The sequence below is a fragment of the Blastococcus sp. OS1-29 genome, assembly GCF_057628075.1.
Genome location: NZ_JBXXJK010000004.1, coordinates 298,208 through 316,777 on the forward strand (window position 1 = coordinate 298,208; position 18,570 = coordinate 316,777).

General features: G+C 74.4%; 20 protein-coding genes. 16 read left to right on the forward strand and 4 right to left on the reverse strand.

Going from position 1 to position 18,570, the window contains the following annotated elements:
• The first annotated feature begins 1 nt into the window (after position 1).
• From AC2H4J_RS12500 to AC2H4J_RS12545, 10 genes are all read left to right on the forward strand, one after another.
• A complete protein-coding gene (locus AC2H4J_RS12500) occupies positions 2-1,540 on the forward strand; it encodes a uroporphyrinogen-III synthase (RefSeq protein WP_487465202.1) in 1,539 nt (512 codons plus the stop codon).
• Positions 1,537-2,517 carry a porphobilinogen synthase gene (hemB, locus tag AC2H4J_RS12505; protein WP_487465203.1) on the forward strand — a complete coding sequence of 327 codons (981 nt, stop codon included), beginning with the start codon at positions 1,537-1,539 and terminating at the stop codon, positions 2,515-2,517. Before AC2H4J_RS12500 ends, hemB begins: the two co-directional genes overlap by 4 nt.
• The gene (locus AC2H4J_RS12510; RefSeq protein WP_487465204.1) at positions 2,514-2,963 is read left to right on the forward strand and encodes a hypothetical protein; all 450 of its coding nucleotides are present in this window, start codon (positions 2,514-2,516) and stop codon (positions 2,961-2,963) included. Before hemB ends, AC2H4J_RS12510 begins: the two co-directional genes overlap by 4 nt.
• Entirely contained in the window at positions 2,960-4,291 is a 1,332-nt protein-coding gene (gene hemL, locus AC2H4J_RS12515; protein WP_487465205.1) for a glutamate-1-semialdehyde 2,1-aminomutase, read from the forward strand. Before AC2H4J_RS12510 ends, hemL begins: the two co-directional genes overlap by 4 nt.
• Positions 4,288-4,923, forward strand: a complete 636-nt coding sequence (locus AC2H4J_RS12520; protein ID WP_487465206.1) for a histidine phosphatase family protein — start codon at positions 4,288-4,290, stop codon at positions 4,921-4,923. Before hemL ends, AC2H4J_RS12520 begins: the two co-directional genes overlap by 4 nt.
• On the forward strand, positions 4,920-5,492 hold the full coding sequence (locus tag AC2H4J_RS12525; RefSeq protein WP_487465207.1) for a TlpA family protein disulfide reductase: 573 nt from the start codon (positions 4,920-4,922) through the stop codon (positions 5,490-5,492). The genes AC2H4J_RS12520 and AC2H4J_RS12525 overlap by 4 nt, the downstream gene beginning before the upstream one ends.
• Before the next feature lies 1 nt (position 5,493).
• Positions 5,494-6,297, forward strand: a complete 804-nt coding sequence (locus AC2H4J_RS12530) for a cytochrome c biogenesis CcdA family protein (protein ID WP_487465208.1) — start codon at positions 5,494-5,496, stop codon at positions 6,295-6,297.
• Positions 6,294-7,889, forward strand: coding sequence for a cytochrome c biogenesis protein ResB (resB, locus tag AC2H4J_RS12535; RefSeq protein WP_487465209.1), 1,596 nt, complete (start codon positions 6,294-6,296; stop codon positions 7,887-7,889). The genes AC2H4J_RS12530 and resB overlap by 4 nt, the downstream gene beginning before the upstream one ends.
• A complete protein-coding gene (ccsB, locus tag AC2H4J_RS12540) occupies positions 7,886-8,839 on the forward strand; it encodes a c-type cytochrome biogenesis protein CcsB (protein ID WP_487465210.1) in 954 nt (317 codons plus the stop codon). The genes resB and ccsB overlap by 4 nt, the downstream gene beginning before the upstream one ends.
• A 130-nt stretch (positions 8,840-8,969) precedes the next feature.
• Complete coding sequence (locus AC2H4J_RS12545) at positions 8,970-9,245, forward strand: hypothetical protein (protein ID WP_487465211.1); 276 nt, start codon at positions 8,970-8,972, stop codon at positions 9,243-9,245.
• A 50-nt stretch (positions 9,246-9,295) separates the two neighbouring features.
• Here AC2H4J_RS12545 and AC2H4J_RS12550 read toward each other — a convergent pair whose 3' ends face one another.
• Positions 9,296-9,505 (reverse strand): hypothetical protein, encoded by a 210-nt coding sequence (locus AC2H4J_RS12550; protein WP_487465212.1) that lies wholly within the window; start codon positions 9,503-9,505, stop codon positions 9,296-9,298.
• Between the two features lie 104 nt (positions 9,506-9,609).
• On the opposite strand from AC2H4J_RS12550, the gene AC2H4J_RS12555 reads away from it, so the two are divergent.
• Both AC2H4J_RS12555 and AC2H4J_RS12560 read left to right on the forward strand, forming a co-directional pair.
• Positions 9,610-10,038, forward strand: a complete 429-nt coding sequence (locus AC2H4J_RS12555; protein ID WP_487465213.1) for an Lrp/AsnC family transcriptional regulator — start codon at positions 9,610-9,612, stop codon at positions 10,036-10,038.
• Positions 10,031-10,342, forward strand: a complete 312-nt coding sequence (locus AC2H4J_RS12560; RefSeq protein WP_487465214.1) for a DUF4229 domain-containing protein — start codon at positions 10,031-10,033, stop codon at positions 10,340-10,342. Before AC2H4J_RS12555 ends, AC2H4J_RS12560 begins: the two co-directional genes overlap by 8 nt.
• 5 nt (positions 10,343-10,347) lie before the next feature.
• Here the strand turns inward: AC2H4J_RS12560 and AC2H4J_RS12565 are convergent, their stop codons facing one another.
• Genes AC2H4J_RS12565 through menE form a run of 3 tightly spaced genes read right to left on the reverse strand, consistent with a single transcriptional unit; the run spans position 10,348 to position 14,856 of the window.
• Positions 10,348-12,834 (reverse strand): aminotransferase class I/II-fold pyridoxal phosphate-dependent enzyme, encoded by a 2,487-nt coding sequence (locus AC2H4J_RS12565; protein ID WP_487465215.1) that lies wholly within the window; start codon positions 12,832-12,834, stop codon positions 10,348-10,350.
• 19 nt (positions 12,835-12,853) lie between these two features.
• The gene (locus AC2H4J_RS12570; protein WP_487465216.1) at positions 12,854-13,726 is read right to left on the reverse strand and encodes a 1,4-dihydroxy-2-naphthoate polyprenyltransferase; all 873 of its coding nucleotides are present in this window, start codon (positions 13,724-13,726) and stop codon (positions 12,854-12,856) included.
• Positions 13,726-14,856, reverse strand: coding sequence for an o-succinylbenzoate--CoA ligase (gene menE / locus AC2H4J_RS12575; RefSeq protein ID WP_487465217.1), 1,131 nt, complete (start codon positions 14,854-14,856; stop codon positions 13,726-13,728). The genes AC2H4J_RS12570 and menE overlap by 1 nt, the downstream gene beginning before the upstream one ends.
• Positions 14,857-14,953: 97 nt before the next feature.
• On the opposite strand from menE, the gene AC2H4J_RS12580 reads away from it, so the two are divergent.
• The 4 genes from AC2H4J_RS12580 (at position 14,954) to AC2H4J_RS12595 (ending at position 18,507) form a co-directional block, all read left to right on the forward strand.
• On the forward strand, positions 14,954-15,898 hold the full coding sequence (locus AC2H4J_RS12580) for an o-succinylbenzoate synthase (protein WP_487465218.1): 945 nt from the start codon (positions 14,954-14,956) through the stop codon (positions 15,896-15,898).
• Positions 15,895-17,556 carry a 2-succinyl-5-enolpyruvyl-6-hydroxy-3-cyclohexene-1-carboxylic-acid synthase gene (gene menD / locus AC2H4J_RS12585; protein WP_487465219.1) on the forward strand — a complete coding sequence of 554 codons (1,662 nt, stop codon included), beginning with the start codon at positions 15,895-15,897 and terminating at the stop codon, positions 17,554-17,556. Before AC2H4J_RS12580 ends, menD begins: the two co-directional genes overlap by 4 nt.
• Positions 17,557-17,665: 109 nt before the next feature.
• Entirely contained in the window at positions 17,666-18,004 is a 339-nt protein-coding gene (locus AC2H4J_RS12590) for a hypothetical protein (protein ID WP_487465220.1), read from the forward strand.
• Between the two features lie 65 nt (positions 18,005-18,069).
• Positions 18,070-18,507 carry a hypothetical protein gene (locus AC2H4J_RS12595; protein WP_487465221.1) on the forward strand — a complete coding sequence of 146 codons (438 nt, stop codon included), beginning with the start codon at positions 18,070-18,072 and terminating at the stop codon, positions 18,505-18,507.
• Positions 18,508-18,570 lie beyond the last annotated feature (63 nt).

The window sequence follows — 18,570 nt, forward strand, 5'->3', positions numbered from 1 at the left end:
CATGACGCGCAACCGCGCGACCTCCGGCACGACCGGCCGGGTCGTCTTCGTCGGTGCAGGCCCGGGCGACCCCGGGATGCTGACCGCACGGGCGACCGCGGCACTGGCCGAGGCGGCCGTCGTCCTCGTCGACCCCGACGTCTCCGTCGCGGTCCAGGACGCCGTCCGCGAGGCCCACCCGCAGGCGGAGATCACGCCCGCGGCCGGCGAGCCGGCCGAGGTGGCCAAGGCCGCCGTCGCCGCCGCGAAGAGCGGCAACGTGGTGGTCCGGCTGGTCGCCGGTGACCCCTACACCGCCGACGCCGTGGTGAAGGAGGTGCTCGCCGTCGGTCGTACCTCGGTGCCCTTCGACGTCGTGCCGGGCGTCGCCACCTCCACCGCCGTGCCGGCGTTCGCCGGCGTGGCGCTCGGCAGCACCGCGCTGACCGCCGACCTGCGCAGCGGGGTGGACCTCGCCGCTCTCGCGACCGCCGTGGCCGGCGGAACGCTCGTCCTGCAGGGCGAGGCCGACGAGCTGCCCGACGCGGCCGCGCGCCTCGTCGAGGGCGGCCTGTCCGGCAGCACCCCGGTGGTCGTCACCACCGGTGGCTCCGGGACGGCGCAGAGGAGCGTCGTCGCGAAGCTCGTCGCCGTGGCCGAGAAGACGGCCGGCCTGGACTCGTTCAGCGGCCCCGTCGTCGCCACCATCGGTGCCGCCGTCGACAAGCGGGCCCGGCTGTCCTGGTGGGAGAGCCGGCCGCTGTTCGGCTGGCGGGTGCTCGTTCCGCGCACCAAGGACCAGGCCGGCGAGATGAGCGACCGGCTGCGCGCCTACGGCGCCGTGCCGGTCGAGGTGCCGACGATCGCGGTCGAGCCGCCGCGCAGCCCCGCGCAGATGGACCGCGCCATCAAGGGCCTGGTCACCGGCCGCTACGGGTGGATCGTCTTCACCTCGGTCAACGCCGTGAAGGCGGTGCGGGAGAAGTTCACCGAGCTCGGCCTCGACGCCCGCGCGTTCGCCGGCGTGAAGGTCGCCTGCGTCGGCGAGCAGACCGCCGACGCCGTGCGCGCCTTCGGCATCCAGCCCGAGCTGGTCCCCAGCGGCGAGCAGTCCAGCCAGGGCCTGCTGGCCGACTTCCCGCCGTACGACGACGTCTTCGACCCGATCGACCGCGTGCTCCTGCCGCACGCCGACATCGCGACCGAGGCGCTGGCCGCGGGGCTCAAGGAGCGCGGCTGGGAGATCGACGACGTGACCGCGTACCGCACGGTCCGGGCCGCTCCGCCGGCCGCGTCGGTGCGCGAGGCGATCAAGGGCGGTGGCTTCGACGCCGTCTGCTTCACGTCCTCGAGCACGGTGCGCAACCTGGTGGGCATCGCCGGCAAGCCGCACGCGAAGACCGTCGTCGCCGTCATCGGCCCCGCGACCGCCGCCAGCGCGCAGGAGTTCGGCCTGCGGGTCGACGTGCAGCCCGAGACCGCGGCCGTCGGCCCGCTGGTGGACGCGCTCGCCGCGTACGCCCTGTCCCTGCGTGAGTCGGAGGACGGCGAGGGCAAGTGAGCACTCCCGGTTTCAGTCGCGGGCGCCGGCTTCGGTCGACGCCCGCGCTGCGCCGGCTGACGGCGCAGACCCGGCTGGCGCCGGCGGACTTCGTGCTGCCGGTGTTCGTCAAGCAGGGCATCGACGCACCCGTCGCGATCTCGTCGATGCCGGGCGTCGTCCAGCACACGCTGGACTCGCTGCGGAAGGCCGCGCACGAAGCCGCGGACGCCGGCATCGGCGGGCTGATGCTCTTCGGCATCCCCGGCGAGAAGGACCCGGTCGGCTCGCAGGCCGACGCCGCGGACGGCATCGTCAACGTCGCGCTGCAGCAGCTGAAGGCCGACCTCGGGAACGAGCTGGTGCTCATGGCCGATCTCTGCCTGTGCGAGTACACCGATCACGGGCACTGCGGCCTGATCACCCCGGCGGGCGTCGTCGACAACGACCCGACATTGGACCGGTATGCGGCGGTCGCCGTCGCCCAGGCGCAGGCCGGAGCCCACGTCATCGCCCCGAGCGGGATGATGGACGGCCAGGTCGCGGCGATCCGCCGGGCCCTGGACGGTGCCGCGTACACCGAGACGCCGATCCTCGCCTATGCCGCGAAGTACGCCTCGGGCTTCTACGGCCCGTTCCGCGAGGCCGCCGAGGGCGCGCCCCAGTTCGGTGACCGGTCGACCTACCAGATGGACCCGCCCAACGCCGACGAGGCGCTGCGCGAGGTGGCCCAGGACCTCGCCGAGGGCGCGGACGCCGTCATGGTGAAGCCGGCCCTGCCCTACCTCGACATCATCACCCGGGTCGCCGACGCGGTGCACGTGCCGGTCAGCGCGTACCAGGTCAGCGGCGAGTACGCGATGGTCGAGGCAGCCGCGGCGAACGGCTGGGTGGACCGCGAGCGGGCGATCCTCGAGACCCTGACCGCGATCCGCCGGGCGGGTGCGGGCACCGTGCTGACCTACTGGGCGGTCGAGGCGGCCCGTCTCCTGCGGTGACCCCCTACGTCGAGAAGGGCGCCTCGTGGCGGCCGTTCTGGCTGGTCGCGCTCGCGCTCGCGGGCATGCTGGCGCTCGACTTGGTCCTGCCGGGCGGCGACGTGCCGGCGCTGCTGTGGGCAGTCGCGATCGTCGCCGTCCTCGGCATCGTCGGCACCGGCACGCTGTCCGCGCGCCGGATCTGGACCGTGCGGGTGGACGACGCCGCGCTCACGGTGGGCCGTGAGCGCGTGGCGCTGTCCGACATCGACGCCGACCACCTGCACGAGGTGGACTCCGGCGTGGACGCCGGGGCGCCGGTGCTCGGCGGTGGCTGGTCGCTGCCCAAGGGACGTACCGGGCTGCCGCTGAAGCTGACCGACGGGCGCACCGTGCTCGTTCCCACACGGGACCCGGCCGCCCTGTGGTCGGCGCTCTCAGATTCGCAGGGGACACTGGGGTCGTGACCTCGCTGGACCGCTCTCCCTACACCTACGAGGCCCCGGCATCGGCCGCCCTCTTCGACCGCGCGCAGACGATCACGCCCGGCGGCGTGAACAGCCCGGTGCGGGCGTTCCGCGCCGTCGGAGGCACCCCGCGGTTCATGGTGGAGGGCTCCGGCCCCTGGATCACCGACGCCGACGGACGGCGCTACGTCGACCTGGTCAGCTCGTGGGGCCCGCTGCTGCTGGGCCACGCGCACCCGGCCGTCGTCGAGGCCGTCACCGCGGCGGCCCGGCGGGGCCTCACCTTCGGGGCCCCCACCGAGGGCGAGCTCGACCTCGCCGAGGAGATCCGCGACCGGATGGCTCCCGTCGAGCGGGTGCGGCTGGTCAACTCCGGCACCGAGGCGGTGCTGTCGGCGGTGCGGCTGGCCCGTGGCGCCACCGGCCGGCCGCTGGTCGTCAAGTTCGCCGGCAACTACCACGGGCACGTCGACGCGCTGCTGGCGTCGGCCGGCTCCGGCGTCGCCACCCTCGGGCTGCCCGACACCCCGGGCGTCACCACCGGCGCGGCCGCCGACACCGTCGTCCTGCCGTACAACGACGCCGCCGCGGTGGAGAAGGTGTTCGCCGAGCGGGGCGCCGACATCGCCTGCGTCATCAGCGAGGCGGCCGCCGGCAACATGGGCGTCGTCCCGCCGCTGGACGGCTTCAACGCCTCCCTCCGCCGGATCACCGCCGCGCACGGCGCGCTGCTGATCCTCGACGAGGTCATGACCGGCTTCCGGGTCTCGCGTTCGGGCTGGTACGGCCTCGATCCCGTGGACGCCGACCTGTTCACCTTCGGCAAGGTCATGGGCGGGGGGCTGCCCGCCGCCGCGTTCGGTGGAAGGGCCGACCTGATGGACCAGCTGGCCCCCGTCGGGCCGGTCTACCAGGCCGGCACGCTGTCCGGGAACCCGGTCGCGGTGGCCGCGGGACTGACCACGCTGCGGCACTGCACCGACGAGGTCTACGCGCACTGCGACAAGGTGTCGGCGACCCTGCGCGGCGCCGCCAGCGCGGCGCTGTTCGCCGCCGGTGTCCCGCACCGCGTCCAGCAGGCCGGCAACATGTTCTCGATCTTCTTCGTGCCCGACGACCGCCAGGTGCGCGACTACGACGACGCCCGCAGCCAGGACGTCGCGCAGTACACCGCCTTCTTCCACGCGATGCTCGCGCGCGGGGTGTACCTGCCGCCGTCGGCGTTCGAGGCGTGGTTCGTCAACGCGGCGCTGTCCGGAACCGCCCTGGAGCGCGTGCTCGAGGCCCTGCCCGCGGCCGCCCGCGCCGCGGCGGAGGTGAGGCAGTGAGCGAGCGGACGGTCGTCCACCTGCTCCGGCACGGGGAGGTCCACAACCCGGGCAAGATCCTCTACGGCCGGCTGCCCGGGTTCCGGCTCTCCGACGCCGGTCTGGCGATGGCGGACAAGGCGGCCGCCTGGTTCACCGACAAGGACGTGACGCTCCTGGTGTCCAGCCCGCTCGAGCGCGCCCGGCAGACCGCCGCGCCGATCGCCGAGGCGCTGTCGCTGCCGGTCACGATCGACGAGCGGCTGATCGAGGCGGGCAACGCCTTCGAGGGCCTCAAGGTCGGCGTCGGTGACGGGGCGCTGCGCGAGCCGAAGCACTGGTGGAAGCTGCGCAACCCGTTCCGCCCGTCGTGGGGCGAGCCCTACGTCGAGATCGCCGCGCGCATGCTGGCCGCCGTCGAGGCCGCCCGGGACACCGCCCGGGGGCACGAAGCCGTCCTGGTCAGCCACCAGCTGCCGATCTGGACGCTGCGGCTGCACCTGGAGGGGCGCCGCTATGTGCACGACCCTCGCCGACGCCAGTGCGGTCTGGCCAGCGTCACCTCGGTGGTCTACGAGGGCGACCGGATGAGCGGCATCTCCTACGCCGAGCCCGCCGGAGCCACCGACCCGGACGCGGTGCCCGGGGCATGAGACGTGCCGTCCTCGCGACGCTCGCCGCGCTTCTGCTCGCCGGCTGCTCCACCGGCTCAGGAGCCGTCGACGTCAACAACGGCGGCGAGTTCCGCTTCGTGGCCGGTACCCCTGCCGGCGAGGTGATCGCGCCGGACCAGCGCGCCGCGGCGCCCAGGTTCTCCGGCCGGCTGTTGGGCGGCGGCGAGTTCTCCTCGACCGAGTTCGACGGGGACGTCGCGGTCCTCAACTTCTGGGGGTCGTGGTGCGGGCCCTGCCGGGTGGAGACCCCGGAGTTCCAGGAGGTCTACGCGGACGTGAAGGACGAGGGCGTGAAGTTCCTCGGGCTGAACGTCAAGGAGACCAGCGAGCAGTTCGCGACGTCCTTCGTGAAGCGGTTCGGCGTCGAGTTCCCCTCGCTGTACGACCCGCGCGGGGAGGTGGCGCTGGCGTTCCGCGGCTACCCCGCCAACGCGATCCCCTCCACCATCGTGCTGGACCAGCAGGGGCGGGTGGCGGCGGTGTACACCGGCACCGTCTCGAAGCAGAACCTGCGCGCCGTCATCGACCGGGTTCTCGGAGAGGAGTGACGTGGGGGAGACGTTCCGCTCGCTCGTCGCCGACGGCCCGCTGCTCGTGGCCGCCGGGGTCGCGGCCCTGGTCGGGCTGATCAGCTTCGCCTCGCCCTGCGTCCTCCCGCTGGTTCCGGGCTACCTCGCCTACGTGTCCGGTCTCGTGGGCACGGGGACGACGGTCGAGTCGCCGGGCTCCGGGGGGACGGCGACCGCCGTCCGCACCCAGCTCTCCCCCCGCACCCGGATGGTGCTGGGCGCAGTGCTGTTCGTGCTGGGCTTCACCGCGGTGTTCGTGGCCTTCGGGGCCGCGTTCGGCGGCCTCGGCCGGCTGCTGCTGGAGTACTCCGACCTGCTCGACCGGATCTTCGGTGTCATCACGATCCTCGTCGGGCTCGGCTTCCTGGGCTGGCTCCCGCTGCTGCAGCGGACCAAGCGGATCTCCGCGCTCCCCGCGGCCGGGCTGGCCGGGGCGCCGCTGCTCGGCATCGTCTTCGGACTCGGCTGGACGCCCTGCCTCGGGCCGACGCTGTCGGCGGTCTACTCGCTGGCGGTCACCGAGGCGACCGCCACCCGCGGTGCGATCCTCGGGGCGGCGTACTGCCTGGGTCTCGGGGTGCCGTTCGTCCTGGTCGCGCTCGGCGCGCGCTGGGCCATGGGCGCCACGGCGTTCCTGCGCCGGCACGCCCGCACGGTCACCCGCGTCGGTGGCGCCGTCCTCGTCGTCGTCGGGCTGCTGCTGGTCACCGGCGCCTGGACCGAGATCATGCAATGGCTGCGGTCGTGGCTCGCGGCCACCGGATTCGGGGAGTCGGCACTGTGAGCGTGGAAGCACCGCCGCGGCCCGCGGCGCCGCCGCCGGCCCGCCGCCCGACCGGACGCCGGATCACCGGCCGGCTGCTGCAGTGGTGGCGTCGGCTGACGGCCATGCGCACGGCCATCGTGCTGCTGTTCCTGCTCGCCCTGGCGGCGGTGCCGGGGTCGCTGCTGCCGCAGCGCTCGCTGTCGCAGAACAAGGTGAACGCGTACTTCACCGACCACCCCAGGCTCGCCCCGGTGCTCGATCGGTTCTTCCTGTTCGACGTGTTCCGCTCGCCGTGGTTCGCGGCGGTCTACCTGCTGCTGTTCGTCTCCCTCATCGGCTGCGTGCTGCCCCGGGCGCTGGAGCACGCCCGCGCCCTGCGGGCCGCGCCCCCGCCGGCTCCGCGCAACCTGCTGCGGCTGCCCGACTCGGGCGCCCTGCGCACGCCCCTGGCCGGGCCGGAGGCGCTCGACGTCGTCGAGGAGGAGCTCCGTGTGCGCCGCTTCCGCGTCGTGCGCCGGGACGGCGAGCTGTCGGCCGAGAAGGGCTTCCTCAAGGAGACCGGCAACCTGCTCTTCCACCTCTCCCTGATCGCGCTGCTGCTGGGGCTGGCGGGCGGCAAGCTGTGGGGCTACGAGGGCAGCATCCTGGTCACCGAGGGACAGGGCTTCTGCAATTCCTTCCAGCAGTACGACACCTACGCGTCCGGGCCGCTGGTCAAGAGCCGCGACCTGACCCCGTTGTGCATCGACCTGGACCAGTTCCGGGCGAAGTACGAGGAGAACCTCACGGCGGCATCGTTCACCGCCGACATCACCTACGGGCCCCCCGGGCAGAAGCCGCGGCCGACGACGATCGGCGTCAACGAGCCGCTGCGCGTCGACGGCGACCGCGTCTACGTGACCGGCCACGGCTACAGCCCCACGTTCAGCGTCACCAGCCCGGACGGCACGACCTTCGACGACCTGTCGGTGCCCTTCCTCCCCACCAACCAGTCGACGATGGCCAGCGAGGGCGCGCTCAAGCTGCCCGACATCGGGACGGCCGGGAACGACCAGCTCGCACTCGAGGGGTTCTTCGCGCCGACCGGAGTGGTGCAGAACAAGATCCTCACCTCGATCGACCCCCGGCCGCTGGACCCGGAGGTGGCGATCTTCATCTACCAGGGCTACCTGGGGCTGGACTCCGGGATCCCGCAGTCGGTCTACTCCCTCGACCGGACCCAGATCGACCGCGGCCGGCTGACCAAGGTGGCCGCGGCGAACCTCAAGGTGGGGGAGTCGACGACGCTGCCCGACGGGACGACGGTCGCCTTCACCGGCTACAAGGAGTTCGCGTCGCTGCAGTTGTCCCACGACCCGGGGCAGCTCTGGGTGCTCGGGGCGGCGATCAGCCTGCTCCTCGGCCTGCTCGGCATGCTGCTGCTCCGCCGCGAGCGGGTCTTCGCCCGGGTCGCTCCCGACCAGGGTGGCGGCGGTACCGTCCTGACACTGGCCTCGCTCACGCGGGGCAGCGGCGAGAGCGCACCCCGCTTCGCCGCGTTGACCGACGACCTGGACGACGCACTCACCGACCGGGCCACCGCTCGCCCCACCGGAGGACAGATCCCGTGACTCCCGATTCGCTGTCGTCACTGTCGGACAGCCTGTTCTCCGTCACGGTGGCGCTGTACTCCCTCGCCGTGGTCGCCTTCTGCGCGCAGCTCGCGTTCGGACGGCGTCCCGCGCGGACCCCAGAGCTGGTCGGAGCCGGCGCGCCCGCCGCCCGCGCGCCGGAGCCGCCGGTCGAGGACGGCCGGGGCCGGCGCTGGGGCATCGTCGCGGTGGGCCTGACGATCCTGGGGGCGCTCACGCAGGCCGGGGTGCTGGTGTGCCGCGGCCTGGCGACCGACCGGCTGCCCTGGGGCAACATGTACGAGTTCGCGACGGCGACCGTGCTCGTGGCCGTCGTCGCCTACGTCGGCTTCGCCGTCCGCGTGCCGGCGCTGCGGCACCTCGGGCTGTTCGTCCTCGCGCCCGTCGTCCTCGCGCTCGTGCTCATCGGGCTGTTCCTCTACGCCGACGCCGGTCCGCTGGTGGCCGCGCTGCGGTCGTACTGGCTGGCCATCCACGTGACCACCGCGATCATCGGGTTCGGGATCTTCTTCGTCAGCGGGATCGCCAGCGTCATGTACCTGGTCCGCTCGCGGTACGAGGCCCGTGTGGCCGACGGCGCCCCGGCCGAGTCCGGCGTCGTCGCCAAGCTGCCGACCGCCGCCGCGCTGGACCGGGTCGCCCACCGCACCGCGGTCTTCGGCTTCCCCATCTGGACGTTCGCGGTGATCGCGGGGGCCATCTGGGCCGAGGCCGCCTGGGGCCGGTTCTGGGGCTGGGACCCCAAGGAGACCTGGGCGTTCATCGCCTGGGTCGTCTACGCCGCGTACCTGCACGCCCGGACCACCGCCGGGTGGCGGGGCCGGCCCGCGGCGTGGGTGAACGTCGTCGGCCTGGTCGTGATGATCTTCAACCTGCTCTTCGTGAACATGGTGTCGACGGGGCTGCACAGCTACGCCGGCGTCAGCTGACCTGAGTCGCCCCGTCACTCATCGTGATGGGGAGATGGGGCACTTTTCCCCGCCGATGTGCCGGATGTCGCGGGTCCGTGCTTCCATGCCTGCGTGAACGGTCGAACGAAGCTCCACGCCGGTGGTCACCGTGGGTAAGCACGCAGCGCCGGACGGCTCCGCGGTCCACCCGCTCGTCGCCGATGCCCTGGCCCGCCGTGCCATCAGCGGGACCGACGGGCAGCAGGAGCAGGCGCCGGCGGAGCGCACCGGACCGGTGGGCTGGCCCGCGCCGCCGGCACCCGGGGGTGGTGGGCTCGGCTGGCCGGGCTCCGAGTCGGCGGGCGCCGGGGCGCCGTCGGTCGGGGAGGTGCCCGGCGCTCAGCGTGGCTGGCGCCGGTTGTTCCGGCTGCGCTCTGCTGCCTGAGGTCCCTGCCGCCTGGGGTGCCTGCTGCCTGAGGTGGCTGTTGCCTGAGCTCAGGCGGCGGAGCCGCCGTCGCGTCGGGCGCGGCGCTCCAGCTCGCGGAGGAACTCGGGGTCGTCGTCCGGGGCGAGCGGCCGGGTGGGGCGCTGCGCCCGCGGGCGCGTCGGACGCGCCCCTCCGCCGGTCCGTCCATGGGCCGCTCCCGCGCGCATGACGAGCACCGCGACCACGACCGCCACCACGAGCACCACCAGGATCGGCACGGCTCCACCCCCTCGTCGGACGCCAGCGTACGTCCGCGGCGATACTCGGTGCCGAACAAGCGGAACAGGACGGCCGACCGGGAGGGAGACGAGCCATCGACGCGGTGGACCGGCAGCTGATCGACCTGCTGCTCGCGAACGGGCGTGCCAGCTATGCCGAGCTGGCCCGGCAGGTGGGGCTCTCCTCGCCGGCGGTGCACGAGCGGGTGGGCAAACTGGAGGCGGCCGGCGTGATCACCGGCTACCGCGCCGTCGTCGACCCGGCGGCCCTCGGCCTGGACGTCACCGCGCTGGTGAGCGTCATCGAGAGCGACGCGGTCGACGACACCGGGGTCGAGGACGGGCTGCGAGCCCTGCCGGAGGTCCAGTCCTGCTGGCGCGTCGCCGGGAGCGAGGGCTACGTGCTCAAGGTGCGCGTGACCGACATCCCGGCACTCGAAGCGACCATCGGCGCGTTGAACCGGATCAGAGGCGTCGCCCGCACCCGCACGACCGTTGTCCTCTCCACGAAATGGGAAGGCCGTCATGGCTGAGAGCAGCAATCCGATCGCACCGACCGGCGGACCGGCCGCGCCGCCCAAGGTCCTGCCCTGGATGCTCGCCTACACACTCGGCCGCCTGGTCATCGCGGCCGCGCTCATCGGGCTGCTCTGGGCGGTCGGGCTCGGCGGCTACCCGGCGCTGCTGTTCGGCGCCCTGCTGTCCATGCCGGTCGCCTACTTCCTGCTGCAGCCGGTGCGGGACAGGTTCACCGAGGCGCTCGCGGCGCGCAGCGTGTCCCGCCGTGCCGCGAAGGAGGAGCTGCGCGCGCGCCTGAGCGGGCCCGCCACCGACTGAACCGCTCAGCGGGCGGGGACGGTCTCCGCGATGTGGGCGAGCACGTCCGCGTTGTAGGTCTCGTTGGCCGCCACGTACGCCCAGCGCTTCTCCCGGGCAGCCCCGAACCTGGCCTTGTGCAGGTCCGCGCCCATGCCGAAGCGCACCCGGCGCGAGCCCCGGCGCTGGGCCGAGCGGAGCGCCTGGAGCAGCAGCACCTGATAGCTCGAGTGTGTCGGCACGTACGCATATTCCAACCCCACGAACAGTGGCACCACCTGCTCGTCGGTGACGTGCTGGACGGCGAACCCGACGACGTCCTCCCCCGTGGGTGTGCGCGGCCGGTCGGCGAGGCGCAGGACCACCACCTCGAACGCCGGCGACTCGAGCACGGCGTCGATCAGCCGTCGCGGCAGCGGGAAGACGTTCAGCTCGAAGGCGCGGGCGTGCACGGCCCGATAGCGCGCGTACAGGACGTCCCGATGCAGGGCGGGCAGCGCGGTGGCCGCGGCGCTGCCCCCGGCGAGCACCTCCACGTCGAACTCCGCCTCGCGGGCCAGGACCCGGGAGCGCTGGTGGTAGCGGTGCTTGCGGGTCAGCCCGGCCAGGAACTCCTCGTCGGTCGCCCAGCCGTGCTCGCGCACCCAGCTGTCGGGGACCGGGATCCGCAGCAGCCCCTCGCCGAGCAGGAACGCGTGCAGCTCGTCGTCCCCGTCGGGCAGATCGCGGAGCACGACCGCCGCGGCGCCGGCGGCGTCCTCCTCGCGCCGGGCGGTCCGCAGGATCAGCCGAAGGGCGGTCCGCCAGTCCCGCGAGCGGTCGAGGTACAGGTGGTCGCCCTCGGTCAGCAACGAGCCCATCCCGACCATCGGTGACGTGAGGAACCACGGGTCCCCGTTCTCCGCGCGCCGCCGCTCGACCTCCCGTGACACGTCGGCAGGCGAGAGCATGTCGTCCTTCCAGCGCGCCGTGGTCAGGAACGTGGCCGCGACGGGCGTGCCATCGGGGTCCCGGACGACGAGGTAGGAGAAGGCCCACCGGTCCTCGGGTGCGGCGGCCGGGTCGGCGAAGACCCGCTCCAGCGTCCGCAGGGCCGCGGCGTCGAAGGCACCGCGGTGCCCGACCAGCGCGTCCCACTCGGCCGGATCGAGCTCGTCGATGGAGCGGACGTGCTGGAGGCGCAGTTGCGACGGCGCGGGGCGCGGCGACGGCACCACCGGCGGCGGCCCCGGGAGCACCTCGGGGCGCCCGCGGAGCTGCCGGGCGAACGCGCGCCGCAGGTCTGCGACGCCGGCGCCCTCGTCGGCGATCGCGGCGGGGAGGTGCTCGCCGAGGGCGGCGACGACACCGGCGACGTCGTCCTCGGTGTGGTGGGCCGTCAGCGTGAACCGGGCACCGCACCGCTTCGCCGGCACGGCGGGAAACGTGGCGGTGTTCACGAAGAACCCGGCGTCGCGCAGCCGCTCGGTCAGGCGATAGGCGACCGAGGCGACCCCCGCGCCCACATAGCGGATCGGTGCCTCGGACTCCGAGACGAGGGGCAGCCGGGCCTGGGTCGTGAGCCGGTTGAACAGCCGGATGCGCGAGCGCAGCAGCTCCTGCCGGGCGGCGATCTCCGGCGTCCGGTGGAGTCGCGCGGAGGCGACGATCGCACCCAGCATGGGCGGCTGCACCGGCCCGGAGAAGATCAGCGGTCCGCCGACGGTGGCCACCAGCCGCCGCGACTCCTCGTCGGGGAAGGTGATCGCGCCACCGGCTGCGGCGAAGGACTTGTTCAGCGAGCCCCCCACCACGGTCCGGGCGAGGGTCGCGGGCGCGAGGTGCTCGAGTGCGTAGCCGCGGCCCCAGGTGCCGGTCCAGGAGAACGCGTGGGCGTCGTCGACGTAGAGCCAGAGGTTGTCGTGCCGCGCGACGAGCGCGTCCAGCTCGGCGGCCGGGAAGAAGTCGGCGAACATCGAGTAGATGCCGTCGACGGCGTACCAGACGCGCCGGTGGGTGCCGCGGCACTCGACGATCCGGCGCTCCAGGGAGCGCAGGTCGTTGTGCGGGATCAGCTCGACCCGCGCGCCGCCCGCCTGCGCCAATTTCGCCGCCGTCTGCATGGAGTGGTGCGCCTGGTGGTCGAGCACCAGCACGTCGCGGCTGCCGATGAGCGTCGGCATCGTGGCGATGTGCCCGATCGACGTCGACGGCGTCACGATCACCGGCCGCCCGAACAGTTCCGCGAGCTCGGCCTCGGCGACGCGGTAGAGCGGCGCGGAGGCGTACGCCCGGGAGGAGGAGAACTGGGTGCCGTGGCGGTCGACGGCGTCCCGGACGGCGGCCTTCAGCCGCGGGTCGGTCTCGAGGCCGAGGTACGAGCAGGACCCGAAGTTGACCAGCCGCCGGCCGGCGACCGTGATGTGGCGGCCGTCCAGGACCTCGTCCTCGACGTCGTTGTGCAGGAGTCCCCGGCGGATCCCGTCGGAGATGACCTCGTCGACGGCGGTCAGGAAGTCCTCGGCTGTGGCCATGCGCTGCGCTCCCCCGATGTCATCCGCTGAGGGCGAGTCCGGCGCCGAGCAGTACGCCGGTCGCCAGCGTGAGCACCCCGGTGCCTGCGAGCGCGCCGATCAGCGCCGGCCCGCGTCCACGGGAGAGCACCGTACGCGTGGGCGCCGCCGCAAGGGGGACCGCGAGCAGCGAGACGAGTGCCCAGGGGCGGGCGACCCCGATCAGGACGACGACGGCAAAGGCCGCGACGATCAGGCCGGTGAACAGCAGGCGGGTCCCCCGGTCACCCAGGAGAACTGCCAGGGTCCGCTTGCCGGCGAGCGCGTCGCCCTCGATGTCGCGCAGGTTGTTGACCACCAGGATGGCCACGATGAGCAGGCCGACCGGCACCGAGGCTGCGAACGCCAGGCCCGTGAGGGTGCGGGTCTGCACGTACGTCGTCCCGACGACGGCCACGGGGCCGAAGAAGACGAAGACGAAGACCTCGCCGAGCGCGCGGTAGCCGTAGGGGAGCGGACCCCCGGTGTAGGTCCAGGCGGCGGCGATGCAGACCGCGCCGACGACCACCAGCCACCAGCTCGACAGCGCCGCGAGCCCCAGGCCGGCCACCCCCGCGACGGCGAAGGACACGACGGCCGCGGCGAGCACCTGCCGGGGGGTGGCGGCGCCCGAGCCGACCAGCCGCATGGGACCCACGCGGTCGGTGTCGGTGCCGCGCCTGCCGTCGGAGTAGTCGTTGGCGTAGTTGACCGCGACCTGCAGCGCGAGCGCCACGACCAGCGCCAGCACGGCGGGGCCCGCGCGGAAGCCGTGGAGGGCCACCGCGGTGCCGGTGCCGACCAGCACGGGCGCCAGTGCGGCGGGCAGGGTGCGGGGGCGGGCACCCGCGACCCACTGGGCGGGGGTGGCCATCAGACCTCCGGGAGCTGGGTCGTGTCGATGAGGGTCGCGACCGTGCGGCGGTCGGGTTTGCCGGTGTGCAGGAGCGGGATCTCGGCGAGCAGGTGCAGCTGGCGAGGGGCCGCCGGCGCGCCGAGCCGCTCGCCCACCCAGGCGCGCAGCTCGGCGAGCTGCGGACGGCGGTCGCCCTGCGGCACGACGGCGGCCACGACCCGCTGGCCCCACTCGTCGTCCGGCCACCCGAGGACGACGGCGTCGGCCACGTCGGGGTGGTCGCGCAGGGCGGCCTCGACCGCCGCCGGGGCGACGTTGACGCCGCCGGTGATGACGACGTCGTCGAGCCGGCCGGTGACCGTGAGGATGCCGTCGCGCAGGCTGCCGGCGTCCCGGGTGCGGAACCACCCGTCGGCGAAGGCCTCGGCCGTCGCGGCGGGGTCGTGGCGGTAGCCCAGCGCCAGCATCGGGCCGGACAGCTCCACGCCGCCGTCGGTGACCCGCACCTGCACGCCGGGCAGCGGTCGGCCGTCGTACACGCACCCTCCGGCGGTCTCGGTCATGCCGTACGTGGTCACGACCGCGACCCCGGCGGCCCGTGCCCGGGACAGCAGCGCACGGTCGGTGGCCGCACCGCCGACGATCACGGCGTCGAAGGCGCGCAGCCCGTCGGGCTCGGCGTCGAGGAACCGGCGCAGCTGCGTGGGCACCATGGCGGTGTACCGGCGTCCGGCGGGCATGCGGGCGACCGCGGTGCCGAGGCGCTCCGCGCGGGCGAGCGCCGTGGCCGGCTCGCCCGCCACGATGCCGCGGCAGAGCACCTGGAGCCCGGCGATCGCCGAGACCGGCAGCGTCAGCAGCCATGCGCCGGGACCGCCGAGCCGGTCGTGGGTCGCCTCCGCCGAGGCGGTGAGTGCGGCGGCCGACAGCAGCACGCCGCGGCCGTTCCCGGTCGAGCCGGACGTCACGACGACGAGGTCGGCGCCCGGCTCCAGGGGGACGTCGGGCCGGAGGACCTCCCGGGCGGCGGCGACGGCAGCGGGGGGCCCGGCCGGGAGGACGGCGAGCGGCGAGGTCCCGCTGAGGGCCGCCCGGACGTCGTCGGGGGACAGCTCGGCGGCGGGGACGATCCGGAGCTGCCTGGCCACGAGAGGCAAGCCTACGGTTGGGCCCCGCTGCAGGGGCCCGGCCCCGAGCTCGCGAGGGGACAGGGGCCAGTGGGCTCCTTTCATTAGGCTCGCCCCCGTGATCACCGTGCCCGCCGGCATCTCCGACGTCCGTGTCTGGTCGGTGCCGATGCGTTCGCGGTTCCGGGGCATCGACGTCCGCGACGGCGTGCTGGTGCGCGGCCCGGCCGGCTGGGGCGAGTTCTCCCCGTTCTGGGACTACGACGTCGCCGAGAGCCGGCGGTGGTGGGCGGCCGCGGTCGAGGGGGCCGTCGACGGCTGGCCCGACCCGGTGCGCAGCTCCGTGCCGGTCAACGTCACCGTGCCCGCGGTGGACGCCGAGCGGGCGCACGCCATCGTGAGCGACTCGGGGTGCCGGACGGCGAAGGTGAAGGTGGCCGAGCCCGGACAGTCCGCCGCTGACGACCTCGCCCGGGTCGAGGCGGTGCGGGACGCCCTCGGGCCCGATGGCGCCCTTCGCGTCGACGCCAACGCCGCGTGGGACGTCGACACCGCCGCCGCCCGGATCGCGGAGCTCGACCGCGTGGGCCTGGAGTACGTGGAGCAGCCGTGCGCCACGCTCGAGGAGCTGGTCGCGCTGCGCCGGCGGATCGACGTCCGCATCGCCGCCGACGAGGTCGTGCGCCGGGCCGACGATCCGCTGCGGGTCGACCTGCGCGAGGCCTGCGACGTCGTCGTCCTCAAGGTGCAGCCGCTGGGCGGGGTGCGGGCGGCCCTGCGGGTCGCCGAGGCACACGGCCTGCCCTGCGTCGTGTCGTCGGCGCTGGAGTCGTCGGTCGGCATCGCCGCCGGGGTGGCGCTCGCGGCGGCACTGCCCGAGCTGCCCTTCGCCTGCGGCCTCGCGACCGTCGCCCTGTTCACCGACGACGTCTGCACCCAACCGTTGCTGCCGGTCGACGGCGTCCTACCGGTGCGGCGCGTGGCGCCCGACCGCGACGACGTCACCGCCGGCCCCGCGACCACGGCCCGGTGGGCGGCCCGGCTGGCCGCGGTGACCGCGTGAACCCCGCCACCGCGTTCGCCCGGGTGCTGGTCGACGAGCTGGTGCGGGGCGGAGTCACCGACGCCGTCCTCGCGCCCGGGTCGCGCTCGGCACCGGTCGCGCTCGCACTGGCCGCAGCGGAGCGGGCCGGTCGGCTCCGGCTGCACGTGCGGATCGACGAGCGGACGGCGGCGTTCCTCGCGCTCGGCCTGGCGAAGGGCTCGGGGCGTCCCGTACCGGTGCTCACCACCTCCGGGACGGCGGCGGCGCACCTGCACGCCGCGGTGCTCGAGGCCGACGCCGCCGGCGTGCCGCTGCTCGCGCTCACCGCCGACCGGCCGCCCGAGCTGCGCGGCACCGGGGCGAACCAGACGATCGCGCAGCCCGGGATCTACGGCGGCGCGGTGCGCTGGGCGGCCGACGTGGGAGTGCCCGAGGCGGGGCGAGAGGCGGCGCAGAACCGCTACTGGCGGTCGCTGGTCGCGAAGGCGCTGGTGGTGGCCGGCGGCGCGGTCTCCGGCGATCCGGGTCCGGTGCACCTGAACCTCGCCCTGCGCGAGCCCCTCCTCCCCGAGGACGACGGCGTCGCGCTCACCGGCGCCTGGGCCGGCCGGCCGGACGGCGGCCCGTGGACGGCGGCCCGGACGCCCCCGCCGGTCCAGGGCTCGGCATCCGCCGCGCCGAGGACACTCGTGGTCGCGGGTGACGGAGTGGTCCGTACCGGTGTCGCCGCGGCACCGCTGATCGCGGAGCCCAGCAGCGGGCTCTGGGGCGCACCGGGCGGGCTGCGGGCCGGCGCGCTCCTGCTGGGCGCCCGTGACTGGCTGGCCGCGCACCGGCCCGACCGGGTGGTCGTCCTGGGGCGCCCGACGCTGTCGCGGCCGGTCGCCGCGTTGCTCGCCGACCCGGCGGTGCGGGTGGAGACGGTGCCGTCGTCCCCCCGCTGGGCCGATCCCGGGCGCAGCAGCGCCCTCCTCACCGCGACCCTGGACGGCGGTTCTCCCTCCGGCGGCTGGTCCGCCGCCTGGCAGGACGCCGCCACGCAGGTCGGGCGGGCGATCGACGCGGTGCTGGACGCCGCACCCGAGCTGACCGCCGCGCGACTGGCCCGCGACACGGTGGCGGCACTGCCGGCGGGCGCGCTGCTGGTGCTGGGCTCCTCCACGCCCGTCCGGGACGTCGACCGGCTCGCGGTGCCCCGGGCCGACGTCCGCGTGCTGGCCAACCGCGGCGTGGCGGGGATCGACGGCACGATCTCGACGGCGATCGGCGCCGCGCTCGCCCACGGGGGTCCGGCGTTCACCCTGATGGGTGACCTCACCTTCCTGCACGACCTCACCGGTCTGCTGGTCGGCGAAGGGGAACGGCTGCCGGATCTGACCGTCGTCGTGCCCGACAACGACGGGGGCGGGATCTTCGCGCAGCTGGAACCGGGGGAGGACCGCTACGCGCAGGACTATCGGCGCGTCTTCGGCACCCCGCACGGGCGGGACCTGGTCGCCGTGGCACAGGGCCTCGGCTGGGCGGCGACGCGGATCACCACGGCCGCCGAGCTCCGGCCGGCCCTCGCGCCGGGGGGACCGCGGGTGGTTGTCGTGGGCACCGATCAGCGCGCCGAGGCGCAGCTGGCCGGTGTGCTCCGCAGCGCGGCGCAGGCGGCGCTGGGCGGTCCTTTCTGACCTTGCGGCTGTCTTGCGGTTTCCGCGGGGGTGACCTGCGGTTCGGCCGTCAGAGTCTGTCCTGTCACCGGAAACCCGGCGACGGGACCGACCGAGGAGACACCCCGACATGAGCACCACGATGATCGCCCGCGGCATCGTGGGCTCCGTCCGCCTCGCCGGCGTCACCGCCGCCGTCGTCGCGGGTATCGCGGGCTTCGCGACCGTGAGCGCCGCGCCTGCGCAGGCCGCCACCACCGTCAACGTCGCGCAGTTCACGCTCACCGACCAGCAGGGCGCAGCGCTGTCGAACCTGGCCAGCAAGGTGACCCTGCCGAAGATCACGCTGCCGGTGAAGGCCTGCGTGCAGATGGAGCAGGCCAACGTGCCCACCGATGTCCGCCTGAAGCTCGGCTGCATCGTCATCCCCGTCGAGGGCGAGATCATCGGCGGCTCGATCTTCGGCTGACCCATGCCCGGTGGGCCTCTCCCGAGGCCCACCGGGTCGGCACCGCTCCGGGAAGGAGGCACACCGTGACCGCCGTCCAGCGACCCTCGCTCGCGCGGCGAGCCGCAGTCCTGCTGCTGCTCACCGCCGGTCTGCTCCTCGGCGCGGCGCTCCCGTCGTGGGCCTCCTTCACCGACTCGGTCGCCCTGCCGCAGACGACGGTGTCCACCGCGACGCTCGACGTCCCCGGTGTCCCCACCGGCCGCGCGACCTGCAGCGGCAGTACCGCGACGGTGACGGTGTCCTGGAACGCCAGCACCGCCCCCCGCGTCTCGGGGTATCGCGTGCGGCTGTGGCTCGGCAACGCGTGGCAGGACGTGACCACCGTGACCGGCACGACCTGGACGGGGAACACCTCGACCACCTACGTCAACGGGTACGTGATGACGTTCACCGTCTGGACGCTGACCCCCTACGGCTGGACGGCGGAATCCACCCACAGCGCGCAGGTGCTCTGCTCCTGACGCCGGCCGGTGCCGGCGTCCTCGTCCGACCTTGCGGGTTTCTTGCGGTTTCCTGGCGGGTGC

Coding starts and splice junctions, on each gene's coding strand:
- AC2H4J_RS12500 (WP_487465202.1), top strand. CDS start 2: ATGACGCGCAACCGCGCGACCTCCGGCACGACCGGCCGGGTCGTCTTC.
- AC2H4J_RS12525 (WP_487465207.1), top strand. CDS start 4,920: ATGAGACGTGCCGTCCTCGCGACGCTCGCCGCGCTTCTGCTCGCCGGC.
- AC2H4J_RS12560 (WP_487465214.1), top strand. CDS start 10,031: ATGGCTGAGAGCAGCAATCCGATCGCACCGACCGGCGGACCGGCCGCG.
- AC2H4J_RS12565 (WP_487465215.1), bottom strand. CDS start 12,834: ATGGCCACAGCCGAGGACTTCCTGACCGCCGTCGACGAGGTCATCTCC.
- AC2H4J_RS12570 (WP_487465216.1), bottom strand. CDS start 13,726: ATGGCCACCCCCGCCCAGTGGGTCGCGGGTGCCCGCCCCCGCACCCTG.
- AC2H4J_RS12590 (WP_487465220.1), top strand. CDS start 17,666: ATGAGCACCACGATGATCGCCCGCGGCATCGTGGGCTCCGTCCGCCTC.